General features: G+C 68.8%; 18 protein-coding genes, 1 other RNA gene and 1 pseudogene. 9 read left to right on the forward strand and 11 right to left on the reverse strand.

The features are described from left to right. Both B9P64_RS22595 and B9P64_RS22600 read left to right on the forward strand, forming a co-directional pair. Positions 1-277, forward strand: a 277-nt coding sequence (locus B9P64_RS22595; protein ID WP_328589880.1) for an EscU/YscU/HrcU family type III secretion system export apparatus switch protein, incomplete at its 5' end; no start/stop codon positions are given. Beyond that, positions 274-1,017, forward strand: coding sequence for a flagellar brake protein (locus B9P64_RS22600; protein WP_085318331.1), 744 nt, complete (start codon positions 274-276; stop codon positions 1,015-1,017). The genes B9P64_RS22595 and B9P64_RS22600, both read left to right, overlap by 4 nt. 113 nt (positions 1,018-1,130) lie before the next feature. Here B9P64_RS22600 and B9P64_RS29925 read toward each other — a convergent pair whose 3' ends face one another. Beyond that, positions 1,131-2,039: a 2Fe-2S iron-sulfur cluster-binding protein gene (locus tag B9P64_RS29925; protein ID WP_176256937.1), complete on the reverse strand. Its 909-nt coding sequence runs from the start codon at positions 2,037-2,039 to the stop codon at positions 1,131-1,133. Between the two features lie 143 nt (positions 2,040-2,182). On the opposite strand from B9P64_RS29925, the gene B9P64_RS28305 reads away from it, so the two are divergent. Then, entirely contained in the window at positions 2,183-2,974 is a 792-nt protein-coding gene (locus tag B9P64_RS28305; protein ID WP_235840100.1) for a ferritin-like domain-containing protein, read from the forward strand. A gap of 7 nt (positions 2,975-2,981) precedes the next feature. On the opposite strand, the gene B9P64_RS22615 is transcribed toward B9P64_RS28305, so the two are convergent. Next, positions 2,982-3,551: an NAD(P)H-dependent oxidoreductase gene (locus tag B9P64_RS22615; RefSeq protein ID WP_085318333.1), complete on the reverse strand. Its 570-nt coding sequence runs from the start codon at positions 3,549-3,551 to the stop codon at positions 2,982-2,984. A gap of 186 nt (positions 3,552-3,737) precedes the next feature. On the opposite strand from B9P64_RS22615, the gene B9P64_RS25915 reads away from it, so the two are divergent. From B9P64_RS25915 to B9P64_RS22630, 3 genes are all read left to right on the forward strand, one after another. Next, complete coding sequence (locus B9P64_RS25915) at positions 3,738-4,844, forward strand: LysR family transcriptional regulator (protein ID WP_176256938.1); 1,107 nt, start codon at positions 3,738-3,740, stop codon at positions 4,842-4,844. Then, entirely contained in the window at positions 4,841-5,731 is an 891-nt protein-coding gene (gluQRS, locus tag B9P64_RS22625) for a tRNA glutamyl-Q(34) synthetase GluQRS (protein WP_085318334.1), read from the forward strand. The genes B9P64_RS25915 and gluQRS overlap by 4 nt, the downstream gene beginning before the upstream one ends. Positions 5,732-5,931: 200 nt before the next feature. Further along, entirely contained in the window at positions 5,932-8,313 is a 2,382-nt protein-coding gene (locus B9P64_RS22630) for a glycosyltransferase family 9 protein (protein WP_085318335.1), read from the forward strand. Positions 8,314-8,364: 51 nt separating this feature from the next. Here the strand turns inward: B9P64_RS22630 and B9P64_RS22635 are convergent, their stop codons facing one another. The 5 genes from B9P64_RS22635 to B9P64_RS22650 form a co-directional block, all read right to left on the reverse strand. Beyond that, positions 8,365-9,864, reverse strand: a complete 1,500-nt coding sequence (locus tag B9P64_RS22635) for a DEAD/DEAH box helicase (protein ID WP_085318336.1) — start codon at positions 9,862-9,864, stop codon at positions 8,365-8,367. A gap of 110 nt (positions 9,865-9,974) precedes the next feature. Continuing rightward, positions 9,975-10,176, reverse strand: a non-coding RNA gene (ssrS, locus tag B9P64_RS31375) — 6S RNA. 130 nt (positions 10,177-10,306) lie between these two features. Beyond that, entirely contained in the window at positions 10,307-10,732 is a 426-nt protein-coding gene (locus tag B9P64_RS22640) for a cell division protein ZapA (protein ID WP_085318337.1), read from the reverse strand. Next, positions 10,729-10,932: a DUF904 domain-containing protein gene (locus B9P64_RS22645; RefSeq protein ID WP_235840101.1), complete on the reverse strand. Its 204-nt coding sequence runs from the start codon at positions 10,930-10,932 to the stop codon at positions 10,729-10,731. Before B9P64_RS22645 ends, B9P64_RS22640 begins: the two co-directional genes overlap by 4 nt. A 159-nt stretch (positions 10,933-11,091) precedes the next feature. After that, positions 11,092-12,042, reverse strand: a complete 951-nt coding sequence (locus tag B9P64_RS22650) for a CysB family HTH-type transcriptional regulator (protein ID WP_085318338.1) — start codon at positions 12,040-12,042, stop codon at positions 11,092-11,094. A gap of 304 nt (positions 12,043-12,346) precedes the next feature. Between B9P64_RS22650 and B9P64_RS29130 the strand changes: the two are divergent. Further along, positions 12,347-13,276, forward strand: a pseudogene (locus B9P64_RS29130) (oligosaccharide flippase family protein); the annotation flags it as partial. Between the two features lie 407 nt (positions 13,277-13,683). Here B9P64_RS29130 and B9P64_RS29135 read toward each other — a convergent pair. The 4 genes from B9P64_RS29135 to lptF all read right to left on the reverse strand — a co-directional run bounded on the left by B9P64_RS29135 (position 13,684) and on the right by lptF (position 18,627). Continuing rightward, positions 13,684-15,816 carry an asparagine synthase-related protein gene (locus B9P64_RS29135; RefSeq protein ID WP_139826481.1) on the reverse strand — a complete coding sequence of 711 codons (2,133 nt, stop codon included), beginning with the start codon at positions 15,814-15,816 and terminating at the stop codon, positions 13,684-13,686. Between the two features lie 102 nt (positions 15,817-15,918). Further along, a complete protein-coding gene (locus B9P64_RS22670) occupies positions 15,919-16,293 on the reverse strand; it encodes a sirohydrochlorin chelatase (protein WP_085318342.1) in 375 nt (124 codons plus the stop codon). Between the two features lie 70 nt (positions 16,294-16,363). Continuing rightward, positions 16,364-17,512, reverse strand: coding sequence for an LPS export ABC transporter permease LptG (gene lptG / locus B9P64_RS22675; protein ID WP_176256939.1), 1,149 nt, complete (start codon positions 17,510-17,512; stop codon positions 16,364-16,366). Continuing rightward, positions 17,509-18,627, reverse strand: coding sequence for an LPS export ABC transporter permease LptF (gene lptF, locus B9P64_RS22680; RefSeq protein WP_085318344.1), 1,119 nt, complete (start codon positions 18,625-18,627; stop codon positions 17,509-17,511). The genes lptG and lptF overlap by 4 nt, the downstream gene beginning before the upstream one ends. An 84-nt stretch (positions 18,628-18,711) precedes the next feature. On the opposite strand from lptF, the gene B9P64_RS22685 reads away from it, so the two are divergent. Both B9P64_RS22685 and B9P64_RS22690 read left to right on the forward strand, forming a co-directional pair. Beyond that, positions 18,712-20,220: a leucyl aminopeptidase gene (locus tag B9P64_RS22685; RefSeq protein WP_139826484.1), complete on the forward strand. Its 1,509-nt coding sequence runs from the start codon at positions 18,712-18,714 to the stop codon at positions 20,218-20,220. A gap of 9 nt (positions 20,221-20,229) precedes the next feature. After that, positions 20,230-20,664, forward strand: coding sequence for a DNA polymerase III subunit chi (locus B9P64_RS22690; RefSeq protein WP_085318346.1), 435 nt, complete (start codon positions 20,230-20,232; stop codon positions 20,662-20,664). Positions 20,665-20,670: the final 6 nt, after the last annotated feature.

A 20,670-nucleotide genomic window follows, 5' to 3' on the forward strand; every position in this document is an offset into this window, starting at 1 on the left:
GGCCAGGGCGGCGGCCAGCCCAGCGCTGGCCGCCGCCCTGGCCTACGACCCCGCCCGCGACGCCGCGCCGCGCGTGAGCGCGCGTGGCCGGGGCCCGATCGCGGAAGAAATCCTGCGCCGGGCCGAAGCGGCCGGCGTGCCGCGCGTGCACAGCGACGCGCTCGCCGCCGCGCTGGTGCGCATGGACGTGGACATGCAGATACCGCCCGAGCTCTATCTGGCGGTCGCCGAAATCCTCGCCTGGGTGGCGCGGCTGGACCAGGAGCATGCGCAGTGAGCCAGGACGCTCTCTCGTGGCGGGCCGACCGCTACCTCATCACCAACCCGATCGAGGTGCTGGGCTGGATGCGCGCCATCGCCGAACGCCGCGTGCTGTGCAGCATGGCCACGCCCGACGGCACGTCGAGCTTTCTGTCGCCGCTGACGCGGGTCGATGAGCGCAACCGCACCCTGCTGCTCGACGCACCGCGCGACCGCAGCATCGAGCGCCGGCTGCTGGGCGACCGCGAAGGCGTCTGCGACCTCATCCTCGACAACATCCGCATCGCCTTCGACGTGCGGGTGCGCGGCACGGTGGAGCCCGGCCCGACCAATCCGACGGTGGCCAGCCGCGGCCTGCTGCTCGACGTGCCGCCGCGCCTGCACCGGCTGCAACGGCGCGAGAGCTTTCGGGTGCTGGTGCCGCCGCGCCTGGCGCCGCGCCTGAAGATCCGCGAATTCGACGCCGACTGGCGCGTGCGCGACCTGAGCGTCGGCGGCATCGGCATCACCCTGCCCAACAGCACGCTGCTGCCCGAGAACGGCCATGTGTTCGAAGACGCCTCGCTCGACCTCGACGGCGAGCGCTTCTTCATGGGCCTGCGCGTCTGCCATGTCACCTCGGGCGACCCGCGCGCGCTCAAGCCCGAATGGCGCATGGGCCTGGCCTTCATCAAGCCCTCGGCCGGACTGGAGCCGGCGATCGCGCGCACGGTGAATGAAATGGCGCGCGAGACCGGGCATGTGCGCGGGCGCTAGCCGCCTGCCTGCCGTGTTCATCCCGCAAAAAAACCGCCAGCCGATCGTTTGATCGAATGGCGGTTTTTTTACGAGCTATTCCGGGCGAATTCAGCCGCCCGCAAATCACGACATCAAGCCGGCATTGCCGCCGCCTTGATGCGCAGCGCCGCTTCTTCCTGCGCAATCCACTGCTTCAGCTTTTCGACATGCTCGACTTCCTCGCGCACGAATTCCTTGGCCACCTTGCGGATGTCGGCGTCTTTCGTCGTGCCGGCAATCGCGTAATAGAACTCGTAGCCGCGGCGTTCACCGACCAGCGCCGCCTTGAGTGCGCCCAGCCGTGACAGCAGCGGATCGCCGGCCCACAGCGCGGTCTTTTCCGGCGTTTCGTTTTCGGGCCAGGCCGAACTCGACGGCAATTTGACTTCGGCGTTGTACTTCACGCACTTGGCCTTGGCTTCTTCCAGATGCAGGCGCGAATAGCCGCCCAATTGCTGGAACAGGCCGGCCACGTCGGCATTGCCGCAGGCGGCCATTGCCGCGCTGAGCTGCTCGAAATGGATTGCCGCGTCTTCCTCGACCTGGACGGCAAAGCTCAGGAATTCATCGAGCGTATGGATTTCGACGCCGCCCTTGTAGATCGCGGCCGCGATCGACAGCGTCGGGCCCTTGAGCGGAAGCGTGGCGTCGCCCTCGAAGGAAACGAAGATGTCCTCATTGCGCACGAAGCACTGGCAGGCCAGCCGATTGCGCGGCGGCATGTCGTTGACCTCGGCATCCATGATCTCCTCCTTGGTGATCTTGCCGAGTTGCTTGAGCAGCTCCTTTTCCTTTTCGGTCAGGGCGATGCCGTAGCGGACATCGCCCGCGAGATGCCTGATTTCGACCAGACAGGAACCGCATTCGCCGTCCTGGCAATCGAAGGGGATCGGGATGTTGTGCGCCTTGGCAAGCGCGAGAAGGTTGCCGCGATCGCCGGCGACGGCGTACACGGTGATGTCGCGCGGCATGATCGGCGACGAGAAAGTTACATTGGCCATGATTCACCACTCCTCATGATTGATGGGTGAATCGATGAATCAGCAAGACATATACCCAATTTCGCCGGATTGTTTCGGAACTATTTGTTCATGCGGGGAAGCACGGCTGCGGATTTATTGCAGCAATCCGGCAGGCAACCGGATTGCGGATTGATCTGGCGCAATTGCCAGACGATTTTATTCAAGCATTGCCTGATGCAGCATTTGGCTGGCGGCAAATAAATCGCAATTGTCGGAAATCATTGGTACTGAATTGGACCAATTGTAGGTATTGTGCCCTAGCAAACGCAAGTGTTGCGAATGACGCGTTTCCAACAGCGCCGGCAATTGCGTCCGACCGGGCAATTGCCAGCTTTTCGACGGCAGCCCGCTTATTGGCGCCGATATTGCTTGGCCCGGGCGCCGGGCGATTGCACTCGCCTCAACAGAACATTCCTGTTTTCGGGACCGCATTCATGGATTCAGTCGAAAAATTTCTCGCCCATTCAATCAAGCTGGAAGAAGAGGCGGCATTGCGTTTTGGCCAGCTGGCCGATGCGATGGTGTCGAGCGGCAATGTGGAGGTGGCGCGGCTGTTTCGCCGGCTGGCCGATTATTCGCGGCTGCATCTGAGCGATGCGCGCAATCGGTCGGGATTCCGGGCAATGCCCGACCTTGCCAGCAGCGACTTCGAATGGCCCGACATCGAAAGCCCGGAAGTGGCGGCCATCTGGGCCGCCGATCCGTTTCTGGGCCGGGAAGAAGCGCTGCAAGTCGCGCTCGATGCCGAAACCGCCAGCATGGCCTATTACAGCGACATCCTCGAAACCACCAACGATCCCGAGGTGCGCCGGTTTGCCAGGGAATTTGCCGACGAGGAAACCCAGCATGTGGCCGAATTGCGGCGCTGGCTGGCATTGCATCGCGCCGGCAAGCCCCTGCCGGTCGATTACTGATTGCTAATCAGCGCTTGAGCGCGAATCCGGCAATCCGCTTGCCGTAGGCCTCGGCGGTCGCCAGATCGCCCTTGGGCGGCACCACATCGGCGCCCAGGTCGCTGTCCGATTGCGTCATCACGCCGGCAAAGGAGCCGAGCCGGTTCAGGTCGTCGCGCACCGCCTTGGAGCTGTTGGCCGGCAGGATGCTGCTGCCGACCCAGACCATGCCGTGCTGGAGCGCGAAGGTGATCAGCCAGCTCAGCGTCGCGGCCTTGTCGCCGTTGAACGAGGCCGAGTTGGTGAAGCCGCCGGCGATCTTGTTTTCCCAGGCGCGCGTGTACCAGAGCTTGCTGCTGGCATCGGCAAACTTCTTGAACTGCCAGGGCACGTTGCCCATGTAGGTCGGCGCGCCGAACACGATGGCGTCGGCGGCGGTGAGGCTGGCGAACTGGGCGTCGGTGAGATTGCCTTCGGCGTCGACGGCGATCAGCTCGACCGTGGCGCCCTCGACCTGGGCGGCGCCGGCGGCGACCGCCTCGGCCACCTTGGCGGTGTGGCCGTAACCCGAGAAATAGACGACTGCGATGCTGGCCATGTCAGGCTCCTGTGCTGGCTGCTTGGGGAAGGACCGGCTGGCGGCATGCCGCCAGACAATTCAAAATGATTGAACCTTGTTGCCGATGCAGCGGCCCGCTGGCCGCCGAGGCGGGCTGGAGTATCGAGTACCGGAGCGAAACTCTCCAGTACGCATGGCTGCACAACTCATTCAATTATTTTCATCATGGCTCTCACGCTCGATGCGCTGGAAACCCTCGATGCGATCGACCGGCGCGGCAGCTTTGCGGCAGCGGCCGAGGAGCTGAACCGGGTGCCGTCGGCGCTGACCTATGCGGTGCGCAAGCTGGAGGACGACCTCGGCGTGGCGCTGTTCGACCGCTCGGGTCATCGCGCACGGCTCACCGCCGAGGGCCGGGCGCTGGTCGACGAAGGCCGGCAGCTGCTGCGCGCCGCGCGCGACCTTGAGCAGCGGGTGCGCCAGTTGGCGCGCGGCTGGCCGGTGGAGCTGACGCTCGCGCTCGACAGCCTGCTGCCGATCGATGTGCTGCTGCCGCTGATCGAGCGCTTTACCGCCGAGCAGCGCGCCGCCATCGAGGCCGAGGCGCTCGCGGCGGCGCTGGCGCGGTCGGTGCCGGCCCGGGTCCGGACCGCGCCGCCGCGTGCCGGCAGCGCCCTGCTCGCACCGGCCGCCGCCGCGCCCGCCGCCGAGTCGGCACTGGCGCCGACCCGGCTGCGCGTGCTGGAGGAAGTGCTCGGCGGCACCCGCGAGGCGCTGCTGACCGGGCGCGCGCATCTGGCCATCGGCCTGCCGGCGGTCGGCGACGGCGGCAGCGATCTGGTCCTGCCGCCGCGCGCCAGCGCGCCGCTGCCGCGCGCCTTCGGCAATTTCGACACGCTGGTGCTGGGCGAGGTGGAATGGCTGTTCTGCGTGGCGCCCGGTCATGCGCTGGCCGGCCATGCGGGCACGCTCGGCACGACCGAGATTGCGCGGCACCGGGCGGTGGCGGTGGCCGACAGCGCCCGGGTGCTGGCGCCGCGCAGCATCGGTCTGCTGGCCGGGCAGGATGTGCTGACCCTGCCCAACATGCAGGCCAAGCTGCGCGCCCAGCTCGCCGGTCTGGGCTGTGGCTGGCTGCCGGCACCGCTGGCGCAGCCGCATGTGGCCGGCGGTCGGCTGGTGGCGCTGGCGCATGAAGCGCCGCGCGCGCCGACCACGCTGCTGGCGGCCTGGGCCGCGCCAGCCCGTTGCAAGGCGGTGGCGCTGTGGACCCGGATGCTGGCCGAGCCGGCGGTGCAGCGCGCGCTGCTGGCGCCGGGGGCGCTGCCATGAGCGCCGGCTATGTCGGCCGGTTCGCGCCCTCGCCCACCGGGCCGCTGCATGCCGGCTCGATGGTCGCGGCGCTGGCCAGCCGCGCCGATGCGCTCATCCACGGCGGCCGCTGGCTGCTGCGCATCGAGGATGGGGACGGCCCGCGCTGCGCGCCCGGCGCGGTCGAGGCCATCGTGCAGGCGCTGGCCGCCTGCGGCTTTGCCCATGACGACGCGCCGCTGTTCCAGAGCCGGCGCGGCGAGGCCTATGCCGCCGCGCTCGACGCCCTGGTCGCGCGCGACCGCGCCTATGCCTGCGTCTGCACCCGCGCCGAAGTGGCCCGCGCCGCCACGCAACGCACCGCCGACGGCGAGGCGGTCTACGCCGGCGCCTGCGCCCACGGCATCGCGCCCGAACGCGCCGCCGCGCGCAGCGCCCGCGCCTGGCGCGCCCGCATGCCCGACCGCGAGCTGGTCTGGCACGACCGCTGGCACGGCGCCCAACGCGAGAACCCGGCGCGCGAGACCGGCGACGTTGTCGTCAAGCGCGCCGACGGCATCTGGGCCTATCACCTCGCGGTGGTGGTCGACGACATCGCCAGCGGCGTGACCCATGTCGTGCGCGGCGCCGATCTGCTGCACTCCACCGCGCGCCAGCTGGCGCTGTGGGAGGCGCTCGGCGCCGACCGCCAGCCGGGCTGGCTGCATGTGCCGCTGCTGCGCGACGCCGCCGGCAACAAGCTCAGCAAGCAGACGCTGGCGCCGGCGGTCGATGCCGGCGCGCCGCTCGCGGTGCTGGTGGCGGCGGCGCAGGCGCTCGGTCTGGCGCTGCCGAACGAGCCGCGCAGCGTGGCGCAGTTCTGGGCCATCGCGCCGGCCGCCTGGGAACGCCGGCTGGCCCGCCTCTGAGCCGCCGACCGGCACCTGCCCGAGCCGGCCGACCGCGACCCGCGCGGCCGCCCGATAAGCCGCCGATTGCCCCCGCTGTTCCCGCCTTGCCGACGCGCGCGCAGGCCTAGCCTTGCGCTGTCCGCCGTGCGCCCGCCTCCTCAGCGCAACAACGGCATTCCGGCGCCCGACTTGAGGGCGCGTGCTCGCAAGGTCGCCCCATGCCCGAATCCATCCTCATCGAAGCCGGCCATTTCGCCTGCGAAAGCTGGCTCGACGTGCGCCAGTTCTATGACCGCGCCACGCTCGATGCCCTCGACGCCCACCGCTACGAACCCGTCTGCCTGCACTACGAGGAGTACCACGGCCCGCACGACCGCGGCCCCCACCTCGACCTGACGCTGCACGATCCGGCGAGCGGCAAGCTGCTGTTCCTGCTCGGGCTGCCGGTGCGCGACGGCCGGCTGATCTGGCCGAGCGTGATCGCCGGCTGGGGCGCCGATGTGCTCGGCGCGCTCAGCCTGCAAGCGCTTGCGGCGCTGCGCGCCACGCCCGATGCCACCTCGGGCCTGCTGATTCCGCTCCAGCCCTTCGAGCGCGTGTTCGGCGCCAACGTGCGCGAGCTGCTCGACGGCCGCACCTGCCCCGGCCTGATGATGAGCTGGCCCACGGCCCAGGTGCTCAAGCGCTACCACTTCGTCGGGCCGCTGCTGTCGGGCCGCATGCTCGAAGTGGCCACCGGCCCCGGCCTCGGCGCCTCGCTGATGCTGGGCGCCAATCCGCGCATCACCGAATACTGCGGCGCCGACATCGACGCGCCCGCCATCGGCATGGCCCGGCGCAGCAACTACGACTCGCGCGCCCACTTCCATTGCGGCGACTTCCACGAGATCGAACCCGGCTTCGACTGGGTCATGTCGCTCGAAACCATCGAGCACACGCCCGATCCCGACGAGTTCTTCGCCGAGCTCAAGTCGCGCCTCAAGCCCGGCGGCTCGATGCTGATCTCGCTGCCGGCCGAGCGCTGGCACGGCACGCACCTGAACCCGGCGCACTGGAGCTGCTGGAGTTTTGCGCGCGTGCATGCGCTGGTCGCGCCGCATTTCGAGGAGATCGAGTACTTCGCCTACAACCGGCCGACGTTCAGCGAATGCCCGTTCGACATCGCCGACATCAGCCCGCTCGGGCTGGCGGTGGATGCGGCGCAGACCGAAGGCTGGCTGGCCGTCTTGCGCAAGCCGCGCGAGGCCAGGCCGCCACAACGCATCGTCGTGCGCCGGCGCGGCGCGCGCGGCGACGTGTTGCAGATCACGCCGGTCGTGCATGCGCTGCGGCACAAGCATCCGCTGGCGCGGATCGTGGTCTGGACCGAGGCGACCGAAGTCTTCGCCGACAACCCCGATGTGGATTTGCTCGTCGCCTGCTCGTCGGCCTTCCAGCCGGCGCCGGACGACATCTTCATCAACCTCGACGAGGCCTACGAACGCAGCCCGCGCCAGCACATGCTGCTGTCCTATGCCGAGGCGGCCGGCGTGGCGCTCGGCGATCCGCGCCTGCGCCTGCATCCCAACGCCTGGGACTACCGGCTGATGGCGAATGCGCTGGCGCAGCGGCCCGGCGTGGCCAATGCGCGCCAGATCGTCGCGCTGCACATGAGCGCGACGCCCGACCGCAGCTGGCCGCCCGAGCACTGGAACCGGCTGGCGCAAGCCCTGCTGGACGAGCCCGACATCGGCGTGATCGTGGTCGGCGCGGGCAACGACTACCGTCTGCCCGACCATGCGCGCGTGCTCGACCTGCACGGCCGCATCGATCTGCGCAGCAGCGCCACCGCGGTCGCGCTGGCCGATGTGCTGGTCGGCAGCGACTCTTTCATGCTGCATGTGGCGGGCGCGGTCGGCACCGATGCGGTCGGCCTCTACGGCATCGCCGAGCCGGTCACGCGCATGCCGATCGGCGCGCATCAGGAAGGGCTGCTGGCGCCGGTGGATTGCGCCGGCTGCCTGCATCAGGGGCCGGCGCCCAATACCAATCCGCGCTGCAAGTTCGGCCGCGCCTTCTGCATGGAGCGCATCGCGCCCGAGCAGGTGCTGGCGGCGGTGCGGCGCGCGCTCGACGCAGCCACGCCCTATGCCTGGCGCATGCGGCTGCGGCTCGGCGGCGTGGAGACGGTGCCGGTGATGGGCGCCGGCGGCCAGGTGATCGGCCAGCGCAATGCGGTGGCCGCACCGCTGGCGCGCCCGACGGCGAATGCGCCGCGCCGGCCGCGCTTCCACTTCATGTGCTGGGTCGAGCCGAACGAGCAGGAAGCGCTGGCCGGGCTGCTCGACAGCCTCGGCGCGCAAACCCGCGACGACTGGCATCTGAGCGTGGTCGCGCCCTTCGCCTGCCCCGATCCGCTGTTCAATGAATTGCCGATGCTCGGCTGGGTGGAATGCACGCATGCCACCGGCATCGAGACGCTGCGCCGACTGGCGGCCGAACTGCCGGCCGACCATTGCGTGGTGCTGCCGGCCAGCTTCCGGGTCGGGCCGCTGGGGCTCGATCAGGTCATCAACCAGATCGCCGACGGCAAGCCGTGGACGATGGCCAGCGGCGTGTGAGAAAGCCCTGAAAGCCGGCCGCCGAGGGATGGCGGCCGACGGCGCAGCCGATCAGCGCTGCTTGTAGCCGCCGAGCAGCGCGCCGACGTTCTGGCGCCGCTTGCTGCTTGCGCTGCTGGCAGCCGGCTTGTCGGCTTCGGCCTTGGCGGCGGCCGCCGCTGCACTCGCCGACGGCTCGTAGGGCTTGAGAAAGAAGTCGTCGACCGGTGCCGAGCGGCCGTGGCGGATGCCGTGGCTGCCGCTCGCATGCGCCGGGCGGGCGGGACGGTCGGCATCGCGGCTGAAGCGCGGGGCGGCGTCGCGCGCCGGTTGCTCGCGGGTGGCAGGCTCGCGCGGCGGGCGGGCATCGTCGGCTGCACGTTCGCGCTCGGGCCGGCCGGCCAGCTTCAGCGTCTCGCGCTTGAACTGCGCCTTGATGAGCTTTTCGATGTCGGCCAGCGAACGCTCTTCTTCCGGCGCGCAGAACGAGATCGCATCGCCGGTGGCGCCGGCGCGACCGGTGCGGCCGATGCGGTGCACATAGTCTTCGGCGTTGTACGGGATGTCGTAGTTGATGACCGCCGGCAGCGCCGAGATGTCGAGCCCGCGCGCGGCCACGTCGGTCGCCACCAGCACCTCGATCGTGCCGGCCTTGAAATCGTCGAGCGCCTTGGTCCGCTCCGACTGCGAGCGGTCGCCGTGGATGGCGGCAGCGGCGATGCCGTCGCGCTCCAGCAGCCGCGACAGCCGGCTCGCGCCAAGCTTTTTATTCACGAACACGATCACCTGCTTGAGCCCGCGATCGTTCAGCACCTTGACCAGCGCCAGATGCTTGTCGGCCTCGGGCACGCTGTAGACGATCTGGGTGACGTTTTCGTTGGTGGAATTGCGCCGCGCCACCTCGATGGTGGCCGGGTCGCGCAGAAAGCTGCGGGCCAGCTTCTTGATCTCGTCCGAGAAGGTGGCCGAGAACAGCAGCGTCTGGCGTTGCGGCGGCAGCAGATTGACGATGCGTTGCAGGTCGGGCAGGAAGCCCATGTCGAGCATGCGATCGGCCTCGTCGAGCACCAGGATCTGCACCTGCGACAGGTTGATCGACTTCTGCTGGAGGTGATCGAGCAGCCGGCCCGGCGTGGCGATCACGATCTCGACACCAGCGCGCAGCGACTCGATCTGCGGCCGGATGTCGACACCGCCGAACACCACCACGCTGCGCAGCTGGGTGTGCTTGGCATAGGTGGCGACATTGTCGGCCACCTGATCGGCCAGCTCGCGCGTCGGCGCCAGGATGAGCGCTCGCACCGGATGCCGCGCCGGCGACACGCTCGGGCTTTGCAGCGGAATGAGACGTTGCAGGATCGGCAGCGAGAAGCCGGCAGTCTTGCCGGTTCCGGTCTGCGCAGCCCCCATCAGATCGCGACCTTCGAGCGCGATGGGAATGGCCTGCAACTGGATGGGAGTGGGCGTGGTGTAGCCCTGATCGACGATGGCGCGAAGGATTGCGGCGTCGAGCCCGAACGAACTGAAGTCGGGCGTTGCGCCCTCTGGCGCACTGGTATTGGCTTGATTCATGAGGTGCCCATTCTAGCGGAGCGATCTCGTCGCTCGGCCGGCTGGCAGCGCGCAGCTTGGCGCGCATCAAAGACAAACGGCGCGCATCCATTGATGCGCGCCGTTCGATGAGGAGCCCCGCCAGAACCGCTAGACCATCATCCCGAACCGTGAGGTTCAGGGGGCCACAGTCAACCGGCTCTTAGGTTCAACCCACCGTCAACGCCGAAGCGTCTGGGCAAATCGATCGCACCGAACCGGCAATTTCCGCAGCCAGGGGCAACAAACATTGGTTCAAGGAGTGTTTGGCCTTGGCGAGAGCGGCAGGGCAAACCGGAAATTCTTTCGAAGTCGCTTCGGTACTCAGAAGGCTTCTTTCGGATGAATCTTCGTCTTGCGTGAAGCCAGTATGCCAGCAAACGAGATCGCCGCAAGCTCAAAACGGCCGTCGATCGACCGGTGTTCAGTCGAACAGATCGACCGCTCTCGGCGCGAGGATGACCGGCTTTGCACTCGCCGCGATGAACTGCTCGATGCGCTCGTTGACTGCCGCAACCGCGTGATCGAGCTCGCCATTGCCGGCGTCATCGGTCAGGCCGGCGGGCAAGGCTGCCGGTGCGGCGGCAGCCATGGCTTGTGCTGCGGCAACGCGCGCCTCGCTGGCCACCAGCGCCGCGCGGGTGGCGATCAGTTCCTGCGCCAGCGACAGCGATGCCATCACCGCGATGCGATCCATGGCCGACAATTTTCCGTGGGCCCGGATCAGCGACATCTTCTGATCGACGAGTTCGCAGCACTCGAACAGCGACGCCTTCTCGTCGGGCTCGCAGACGAAGGCGTACTCGCGGCCCATGATCTTCACGGTGACCTGCTCGGGCAGCCGCTTCACGACACATGCTCCTGGCGCAGCGCGTCGGCCCGGTTGGCCGGCAGCCGGTCGATCAGCGCCTCGACGCGCGCTCGTGCCGCCGCCAGACGCTTTTCGAGGCTGCCGCGACCGGCCTCGCTCTGTTCGAGACGCAGACGCAATTCGGCGTTTTCGCGCTCGAGCGCCTCGGCACGCTCGAGCAGGCGTTCGGAATTGCGCAACAGCGCAACACAGGCGGCCGACGAAACGGCCGGAGAAAGGGAATCTGAATCCGACATGTGGACCGGTCCTGCAGGGGTCGACTTGGGCGGCAATGGTAGCGGCTTTTGCAGTGCATCATTTGCCGCACGGCCGTGGAAAGCCACCGCCCATGCAACCCATCAAAGTTCGTAACCGTTGTCGTCCGTGGGTGCCTTCCGCATCGCGGATTCGATACGCGCCCGCGTGAGAGCAGGCGACAGAAGATGCAGGAATTTCACCGCGTAGTCGCGCAGATAACTGCCCTGGCGAATCCCCACTCGCAGCACGTTGTCGCCGAAAAGATGGCCGGCAGGCAGCGCCACCAGACTGGTGTCGCGCACCGGATCGAAAGCCATCTCGGCAATGATCCCGATGCCGAGCCCGAGTTCGACATAAGTCTTGATGACATCGGAATCGATGGCTTCAAGCACGATCTGCGGCTCGACGCCACGCCGGGAAAATGCCGCATCGATCTTGGGGCGACCGGAAAACGTGTGCTCGTAGGTGATGAGCGGCTGCGCGGCCACCTGCTCGAAATTGAGATGCTCGACCTCGGCCAGCGCATGCGTGCGCGGCACCAGCACCACATGGCGCCACTGGAACAGCGGCAGCGTGACCAGCTCGGGCTGCTCGGCCAGGATTTCGGTCGCGATGCCGATGTCGGCGCGGCCATGCGTGACGTACTGCGCCACATGCCCCGGATCGCCTTGCAGCAGCTTGAGCCGCACGCCGGGAAAGATTTCCTTGAACTGCGCAATCACCTTGGGAAGCGTGTATCGCGCCTGGGTGGCAGTGGTGGCGATAACCAGCGTGCCGTGATCCTGCGCGGCGAAATCGTCGGCAATGCGGCGCAGATTCTCGATTTCCATGAGAACGCGCTCGACGCTGCCAATGACCATTTCGCCGGGCGGCGTGAGGCCAATGATGCGTTTGCCACGTCGGACGAATATCTGGAAACCCAGCTCGTCCTCGAATTCGATGATTGCCTTGGATACGCCGGGCTGCGACGTATAGAGCGCGTTGGCGACGGCCGTCAGATTGAAGTTCTGGCGGACCGCTTCACGCACATAGCGCAATTGATGGAGATTCATGGATTATTGGAGGCTGCCTGCCAATCGGGTCGTGATGATTAGCATAGGGCAAAAAAGAAAGGGCGCTGACTTTCATCAGCGCCCTGAAATAGGCAGCTATTGCTGCCTCTCCTCCTCCTCACGACCTTTTGTCTTGCTGCGACTTGGAACGAAGTCTATTGACGCCCCCTTGGCATCAACATTGGGACATGCCCTAGGGATTTTTCTCGTCGCATCGAAGCACCGAGTGACGCTCGACAATGCGGCTCCTTTTCTCCTCCGGGCCTGACGAAAATTGATCTCCAAGCGGACCCTCGTGTCGGGCATGTTCTGGTCGGCGGTGCGCGTGTGGGGCACGCGCGTGACGACGCTGGCGGTGTTCATGGTGCTGGCGCGGCTGCTGCCGCCGGATGCCATCGGCACCGTGGCGCTGGTGACGGCCTACACGCAGATCTGCTGGACGCTGCTGAATGCCGGCCTGGGCGAATTCATCATCCAGGCCGAGTCGCGCGACTTGCATCGCGAGGCGGCGGCGTTCTGGGTGCAGACCGGCGCGGCGCTGGTCATCGCGGCGCTGCTGATGCTGCTGCGCGAGCCGGCGTCGGCGCTGCTGCTGGCCGAGGCGCCCGATCGCGTCGAGCTGCTGGTGGTGATGGCGGCGCTCATCCCGCTGCAATCGATGGTGCAGGTGCCCGAGGCGGTATTGCGGCGCGAACTCGGCTTCAAGGCGCTGGCCACGCGCTCGATGCTCACGGCGTTTGCCGGCGGCGCGACTGGCGTGGGGCTGGCGCTGGCCGGCTGGGGCGTGTGGTCGCTGATGGCCAAGCTGGTGGTCGAGGCCTGCATCGACCTGCTGGTGGTGTTCTACAGCGCGCGCTGGCATCCGTTCCGGGCCTGGTCGCTGGCGCTGCTGGCGCCGGCGCGGGCGTTTGTGGCGGCGATGCTGGGCACTCGCGTGGTCGAGCTGATCCTGGCGCGCGCCGATGCGCTGATCGTGCAGTTCTTTCTGGGCACGACGGCGCTCGGCTATTACTCGACCGGGCTGCGGCTGTTCCAGATCTGCTACGAGCTGCTCGGCGGCATGACCTGGCAGGTGTCGGTGCCGTTTCTTTCGCGGCTGCGCGACAACCCGATGGAGTTCCGCCGGCTGGCGCTGCGGTTGGGCACGGTGCTGAGCCTGGTGGCGATCCCGGGCTTCGGGCTGCTGTCGCTGGTGGCGCTCGATCTGGTGCCGCTGGTGTTCGGCGAGAAGTGGCGCGCGGCGGCGCCGGTGCTGGCCATCTATGCGCTGGCCGGCGTGCCGTTCGGCGCGGTGCATTTCCTGCAGGTGGCGCCGATCGCGCTGGGCAAGTCGGCGTCCTACTTCCACATCACGGCGGTGACGGCGGCCTGCGTGGTGATCGGCGCGCTGGTGGGCGTGCGCTATGGGCTGGAGGCGGTGGCGCTGAGCGGCGTGCTGGCCGAGTGCGTGCAGGTGCTGCTGGTGCTGCGCAATTCGCGCGAGCTGCTCGGCATCCTGCCGGGCGCGGTGCTGGCCAGTCAGCGTCTGCCGCTGCTGCTGGGCGGACTGGCGCTGGCGGCGGCGGCCTTCGGCCAGTCGGCGCTGGTGGCCGCCGCCGCGCCGTTGCGCCTGGCCACCACCTTCGGCGCGTTTGCGCTGGTCTATCTGGTGGGCTTGTGGGCGCTGTCGCCCGAGACGCTGAGCTTTGTGCGCGAACTGCGCGGCGCGCGCGGCTCGGCGGCCTCGGCCACGTCCGAAGCCAGCGGCGCGGCGCAGGACTGAGGCGGCAGCGCCGCGCCGGCCTCGCCGAGCCCGGCGGTGGCGGCGGCCAACCCGGCCACGAGGCGCACGGCCTGGGCCATGTCGCCGGCGCGGCCGCGTTCATGCACGGCGGCGCGCGCCGATGACGCCAGTTCGGCGCCGGCCTGGGCCACGGTGGCGGCGCGGCCCGGCTCGACGCTGCGCCCGGCCGGCAGCGGCGCGCTGCGGCCGGTGTCGGCCTCGGCGGCGGCGCGGGCGGCATCGTCCTGCATGCCGCACAGCAGGGTCAGCGCGGCCAGCGTCTTGAGGCCCGAGGTGTCGATGATCTTGTCGCCGACCGTGGCTTCGGCGCCGGCGGCCGGCAGCAGCCGGTCGAGCGCCGCGCGGTCGAACAGCGCGCCGGTGGCGCCGCGCGCCGCATCGGCGCAGGCCCGCACCGCGCGCCAGCCGGTGTTGTTGAAGTCGTAGACCCGCGCGTAATAGCGATGCTCGGCCGCCGGCCGCAGCCGCCGCAGCAGTCGCGCCGGATCGAGCTTGCGCCGGACCTTGCCCAGCAGGTTCTCGACCAGCGGCGCGGTATGCGCCGAATTGCGGTCGAGCGGCAGCCGGGCCAGCTTGTCGAAGCGGGTGCGCAGCAGCTCGCGCTGGGCCTGACGCCGATAGAGCGGCGCATGCGGCATGCCGGCCACCAGCTCCAGCAGGTCGCGGTCGACGAAGGGCAGCAGCGGCAGCGCGCCGAGCGACATGCGCCAGGCCACCGCGCCCACATGGCCGCGTTCGCGATGGCGCAATTCCCACAGCCAGATGCGCTGAAACCATTCGCCGGGCACGCGCGCCCAGGCGTCGCGCATCTCGTCCAGCGCGGCATCGACGACGGCCTGGCCGCCGACCGGCGCGAGCAGCTGGGCCACGGCCGGCGCCGGCAGGCCCCAGCGGTTCATGTAGCCGAAGCGGGCGGCGAAATCGCAGCGGTCGGTGACGCCGGGCTCATAGGTGTCGTCGGCCATCACTGCGTCGCCGAGCAGACCGGTGGCGATGCGCGCGCCCAGTGCCTCGACCGCCGGCAGCGCGTTCCACCACGACAGGTCGGGGATGCTGGTGTCGACATGCTCGAGCCCGACCTGCATCCGGGCCAGCGCCGGAAAGGCGTCGAAATCGACCGGCACCGGCCGGTGCGGAATGCCGAGCGCGCGCGCCACCGGGCGGGCGCAGCCCATCTCGTAATCGCCGGCGTCGCCGAGGGTGATGGCGCCGCGCAGGTCGGCGCCGGCGCGTTGCAGATAGCCGCCCACCAGCCGCGAATCGAGCCCGCCCGACAGCGACAGCACGATCGGGCCGCTGCGCGCCATGCGGCCGGCGATGCGGCCGAGGCAGTCGTCGAACAGATCGACGCATTCGCGCTCGCTGCGGCCGAAATGACGGTCGCTCGGCAGGAGCCAGCCCGGCTCGGTCTCGACCGGCGTGCGGCCGGCGCGCCGGCTGAGCAGCCCGCCCGACATCAGCCGGCGCACGCCGTCGAGCGTGCTGCGGCCGCCCCGGCCATGCACCGTCAGCAGCGAATTGGCGACGCCGATCGGGTCGAACTGCCGGCTGCCGAGCGGATGCAGCCCGAACGGCATCAGCGAGCTGGCCACGATGGCGACCTCGCCGCGCGCCAGCCAGTACACCGGGAACAGCCCGAGCGTGTCGGCGCCGGCATCGATCTCGCCATGCGCGCCAAGCAGCAGCGCGGCATAGAAGCCGTTGCGCCCGGTCAGCCGCTCGACCGGCGCTGCGAGGCAGGCGGCGGCCGGCGCGGCCAGCGGCGCGTCCTCGCCCTGGAGCTGGCCGAACACCACCGCCAGCCGGCCATCGGCCCCAAGCGCGAAATCGACCGGCGCGGTCGGCGCGGCGGCCCAGAGCAGCAGGCTGTCGCCATGCTCGCGCTCGCCGGCGGTCATCCAGGGCAGCGGCGCCAGGCGCGGCCGGACGGCATCGGCAAAGGCGCGGCGACGCGCGGGATCCGGATCGGACACGACAACGAAATGAGTCATGAAGGCAGCTGTGCCCGGTTGCCGGGGCCAGCGTTTTCTAGGTGCAGCTAGGAATTGGCGCTAGGTGAGCGCCGCGTTTCGTGATTTACGGCCGCGCAGGCGCTAACGACAGTGCGATTGGACACAGAAACCGGCGATGGCATCGAGTACCGCATCAACTTCCCCGATGGTCGGCGCGAGATGAATCGTCACTTCCGCATGGCGGTTGCGCAGTTCATCCAGCAGCACGGGCAGGTCGCGCCGGATATGCCCGCCCTGCCCCAGAAAAGCCGGCACCAGGGTGATGCGGTCGACGCCGTCGGAAGCCAGCGCGGCCACGGTGTCGGGCAGGCGCGGTTCCATCAGTTCGAGGAAGGCGAGCTCGACGCGCAAGCCGGGCGCCAGTGCGCGCACCCGGTCGGCCACGGCGGCCAGCGGCTCGGCCCAGCGCGGATCGCGCGCGCCGTGGGCAAACAGGATCAGGGCGTCGTGGCTCATGCGCGGAACTCGGCGGTGGGCCCCGGCGGACGGGGCGGTTTGGACGATAGCGGGCGCGCCCGCGGCGGCCTCAGTGGCGCGATACCCAGCGCAGCCAGCCGGCCGCCAGCAGCAGCGACAGCAGGCTCGGCAGCGCCGCCGGCATCCAGGCCGGCCAGCCGTTGAGCAGACCCAGATGGGCCGACAGGTTGTTGAGGAAGTGGAAGCCCACGCCCAGCAGGATGCCGGCGAACACCTTGAGGCTGACGCCGCCCGAGCGCGTGTGCAGATAGGCGAAGGGCAGCGCCAGCAGCATCATCACCGCCACGGTGAACGGGTCGACCAGCTTGCGCCACAGCGCCACCTCGTACTTGAGCGACTTCTGGCGTGTGAGCTTGAGATGCTCGACGTAGTTCCACAGCGCGGTCAGCGACATGTTGTCGGGCTTGAGGAAAGCCGACGAGACGATGGACGCATCGAGCGTGGTCGGCCACAGCCGCTCGGGCTCGTGCACCACCGCCGTGGCCAGCGCCAGCTCGGGCGGATCGAAGCGGTTGGCGCCCGGCAGCATGCTGAGCCGGGTTTCGGTCACGTCGCGCAGGCGCCAGCCGGGATTGGTCTCGTCGCGCTCGAAGACGGCGGTGCCGGCCACGGCAAACGAGCGCAGCCGCATGCCGGCGTCGAATTCGTACAGCCGGATGTCGCGCAGGCTGCCGTCGGCCAGCACCTCGCGCGCATTGACGAAGCGCACGCCGGTCTGGCTGCCGCTGCCGTCGAACACCACGTCCTTGATCCAGAAGCCCGAGCGCAGATCGGTGGACGCAGCCCGGCCGAGCAGGCTGAGCCGCAGCTTCTCGGCCGCCACCTCGGCCGTCGGCGCCACGTACTCGCCGACCACGAAGGTGAGCCCGACCAGCAGCACCGCCGCGCCCAGCACCGCGCGCACCGCGCCGAGCGGCGACAGTCCGGCCGCCCGCATGATCGTGAACTGCGACCCGGCCGCGAGCTGCGCCAGCGCGGTGATGGTGCCGATCAGCGCCGCCAGCGGCAGCAGCAGCCGCAGCGTCGACGGCATTTGCAGCGCCACGTAAATGAGCGCGTGCTGAAAGCGATAGCCGGCGCGGCCGACGTCGTCCATCTCCTGCAGCAGGTCGAGGAAGAAGAACAGCGAGATCAGCGCGAACAGCACCAGCGCGACCGAACTCCAGATCTGGCGCGCGATATAGCGACGAAGAATCACCGGCCGCCTCCGAGCCACATGCGCCAGGTGCGCGGCGCCAGCGGATCGAGCCGCGCCGCCGACGAACGGCGAACGAACATCGCCGCCACGCCGCCGGCCACCAGCGCATGCACCAGCCACACGCCCACGCCAAAGTGCAGCCGGCCGCTGCCGACCATCGCCTGACTCAGCGACATCAGCTGCCAGTAGATGACATAGAGCAGCACCGCAAAGATGAGATTGGCCGAGCGTCCGGCACGCGGATTGACGAAGGCCAGCGGAATCGCCAGCAGCACCAGATTGATGGCCAGCAGCGGCAGGCCCAGGCGCCACAGCAGCTCGCCGCGCGCCTTGGGCGTGGTGTCGCTGCCGAGCTGGTCGGCGGTCATGGTGCGGGCATCGCTGCCGGCCGGCGCGAACTGCACCGCGCGCGATTCGAGCCGGATCGCATAGCTGTCGAACTCGCCGATCGAGCCATCGGCATGGCCGGTCTCGAACTCGTAGCGCCGCCCGGGCCCGAGCACCAGATAGCGCTCGCCGCCGTCGCGCGACTCAACATGGCCGTCGCGCGCCACGATCATGGTGGTGACATCGCCCACGCGCAGCGCGGCGAACACCTGGCTCACGGCGCGCGCCACGGCGTCGAAATCCTCGACGAAGAACACGCGGTCGCTGCCCGCCGTCTCGATGAACTGGCCCGATGCCACCTTGGAGATGTCGTCGCGCTGCTCGAAGCGCGCCGCGATTTCGCGCGACTGCTGGTTGGCCCAGGGCGCGACGAACATCGCAAACAGGAACACCAGCGCAATCCATGGCGCGGCAAAGCGCAGCACCGGCTTGATGAAGTTGCGCAACGACACGCCGCACGAGAACCACACCACCATCTCGCTGTCGGCATACATGCGCGTCAGCACCAGCAGCGTGGAGATGAACAGGCTCACGACCAGCAGCATCGGCAGCACGTTGAGCACCGCAAAACCGATCAGCAGCACGACGGCATCGGCGCCAGCCTTGCCCGCAGCGGCCTGACCTAGAATCCGGATAAGAGTCGTCGTGATGACGATGGTCACCAGCGTGATGAAAACACCGGTGGCCGAGGCGACCAGTTCCTTGCGCAGCGCGCGTTCGAAGATCATCAGGCGGGGGAGCGATGCGTGCACGCTTGCAGGTGTTTGAGTGGCCTGCCCGGTCCTTGACGGACCCGCACACGGATCGAAGCAATGGGGAATTCAATGAAATTTAGCATGAAGGTCGGCAAGCCCGAGACCGTCGCAGCCGACTGCATCGTGGCGCTCGTCCATAGCGGCGGCGTGCTTGGCGCCACGGCGCAAGCGCTCGATGCGGCAACCGGCGGCCTCGTCGGCCATGCCGTGCAGAGCGGCGACATCTCGGGCAAGCCGGGCAGCACGCTGCTGCTGCGCGGCCTGCCCGGCATCGAGGCGCATCGCGTGCTGCTGGTGGGCGCAGGCGAGGCCGGCAAGCTCGACGGCAAGACTTTCATCAAGTCGGTCACGCCCGGCGTCAAGGCGCTGCTGGCCACCGGCGCCACCAGTGCCGCCTTCGGTCCGGCCGAGGCGCTGAGCGACCGCGACGCCGGCTGGGCGGTGCAGCAGATCGTGGTTGCGCTGCGCGAGGCGACCTATCGCTTCGACCAGTTCAAGCGCGAGAAGGCCGATGCTCCCAAGCTGCTGTCGGTGACCTTCGTGGCCGCCGGCGACGACGAAAAGCCGGTGAAGGCGGCGATCGCCGCCGGCGTGGCGCTGGCCAACGGCATCGAGCTGACCAAGACGCTCGGCAACCTGCCGCCCAATGTCTGCACGCCGAGCTATCTGGCCGAGACCGCCGAAGGGCTGGCGAAGGAATTCGGCGGCAAGGGCGGCAAGCTCAAGGTCGATGTGCTCGAACGCAAGCAGCTCGAAGCGCTCAAGATGGGCTCCTTCCTGAGCGTGACCCACGGCACCGTCGAGCCGCCGAAGTTCATCGTGCTCAAGTACGACGGCGGCGCCAAGAAGGCCGCGCCGGTGGTGCTGGTGGGCAAGGGCATCACCTTCGACTCGGGCGGCATCAGCCTGAAGCCGGGCGAAGGCATGGACGAGATGAAGTACGACATGTGCGGCGCCGGCACGGTGCTGGGCGTGTTCCGCACGCTGGTCGAGCAGGGGCTCAAGCTCAATGTGGTCGGGCTGATTCCCACCTGCGAGAACATGCCGTCGGGCACGGCCACGCGGCCGGGCGACATCGTCACGTCGATGAGCGGGCTGACGATCGAGGTGCTCAATACCGACGCCGAGGGTCGGCTGATCCTGTGCGATGCGCTGACCTATGCCGAGCGCTTCAAGCCGGCGGCGGTGATCGACATCGCCACGCTGACCGGCGCTTGCATCATCGCGCTCGGCAGCGTCAACAGCGGGCTGTTCAGCAAGAACGACGCGCTCGCCGACGAGCTGCTGGCGGCCGGCAAGCAGGCGCTCGATCCGGCCTGGCGCATGCCGCTCGACGATGAGTATCAGGAGCAGCTGAAGAGCAATTTCGCCGATCTGGCCAACATCGGCGGCCGCCCGGCCGGCTCGGTGACGGCGGCCTGCTTCCTGTCGCGCTTCACCAAGACCTACGACTGGGCGCATCTCGACATCGCCGGCACCGCATGGAAGAGCGGCGCGGCCAAGGGCGGCTCGGGTCGGCCGGTGCCGCTGCTGGTCGAGTTCCTGCGCCAGCGCGCGGCGGCCTGACGCGCGCGCATGACCGAGGTGCATTTCTACACAGGCGTGGCGGACCCGGTCCGCTATGCCTGCGAGCTGATCCGGCGCGGCGTGGCCAAGGGCCGGCGCGTGGTCGTGCATGAGCCCGACCGCGACCGGCTGGCGCGCTTCGATCAGGCGCTGTGGAGCTTCGATCCGCTGAGCTTCGTGCCGCATGTGGCGCTCGGCGATCCGCTGGCCGAGCGCACGCCGGTGCTGCTGACCGCGCGCGGCGATGCCGAGTCGGCCGCCGTGCCGCATCACGAGGTGCTGGTCAACCTGGGCGGCGAGCCGAGGTTTTTTGCGCGCTTCGAGTTCCTGATGGAAGTCGTGGGGCGCGATCCGGCCGAGGCCGAGGCCGGCCGCCGGCGCTGGAAGTTCTACAAGGACCGCGGCTATCCGCTGACCCATCATCCGCAGGACAACAAGCGCTGACGCGCC

The sequence above is a fragment of the Derxia lacustris genome (assembly GCF_002105195.1).
GTDB classification, from domain to species: domain Bacteria; phylum Pseudomonadota; class Gammaproteobacteria; order Burkholderiales; family Burkholderiaceae_E; genus Derxia; species Derxia lacustris.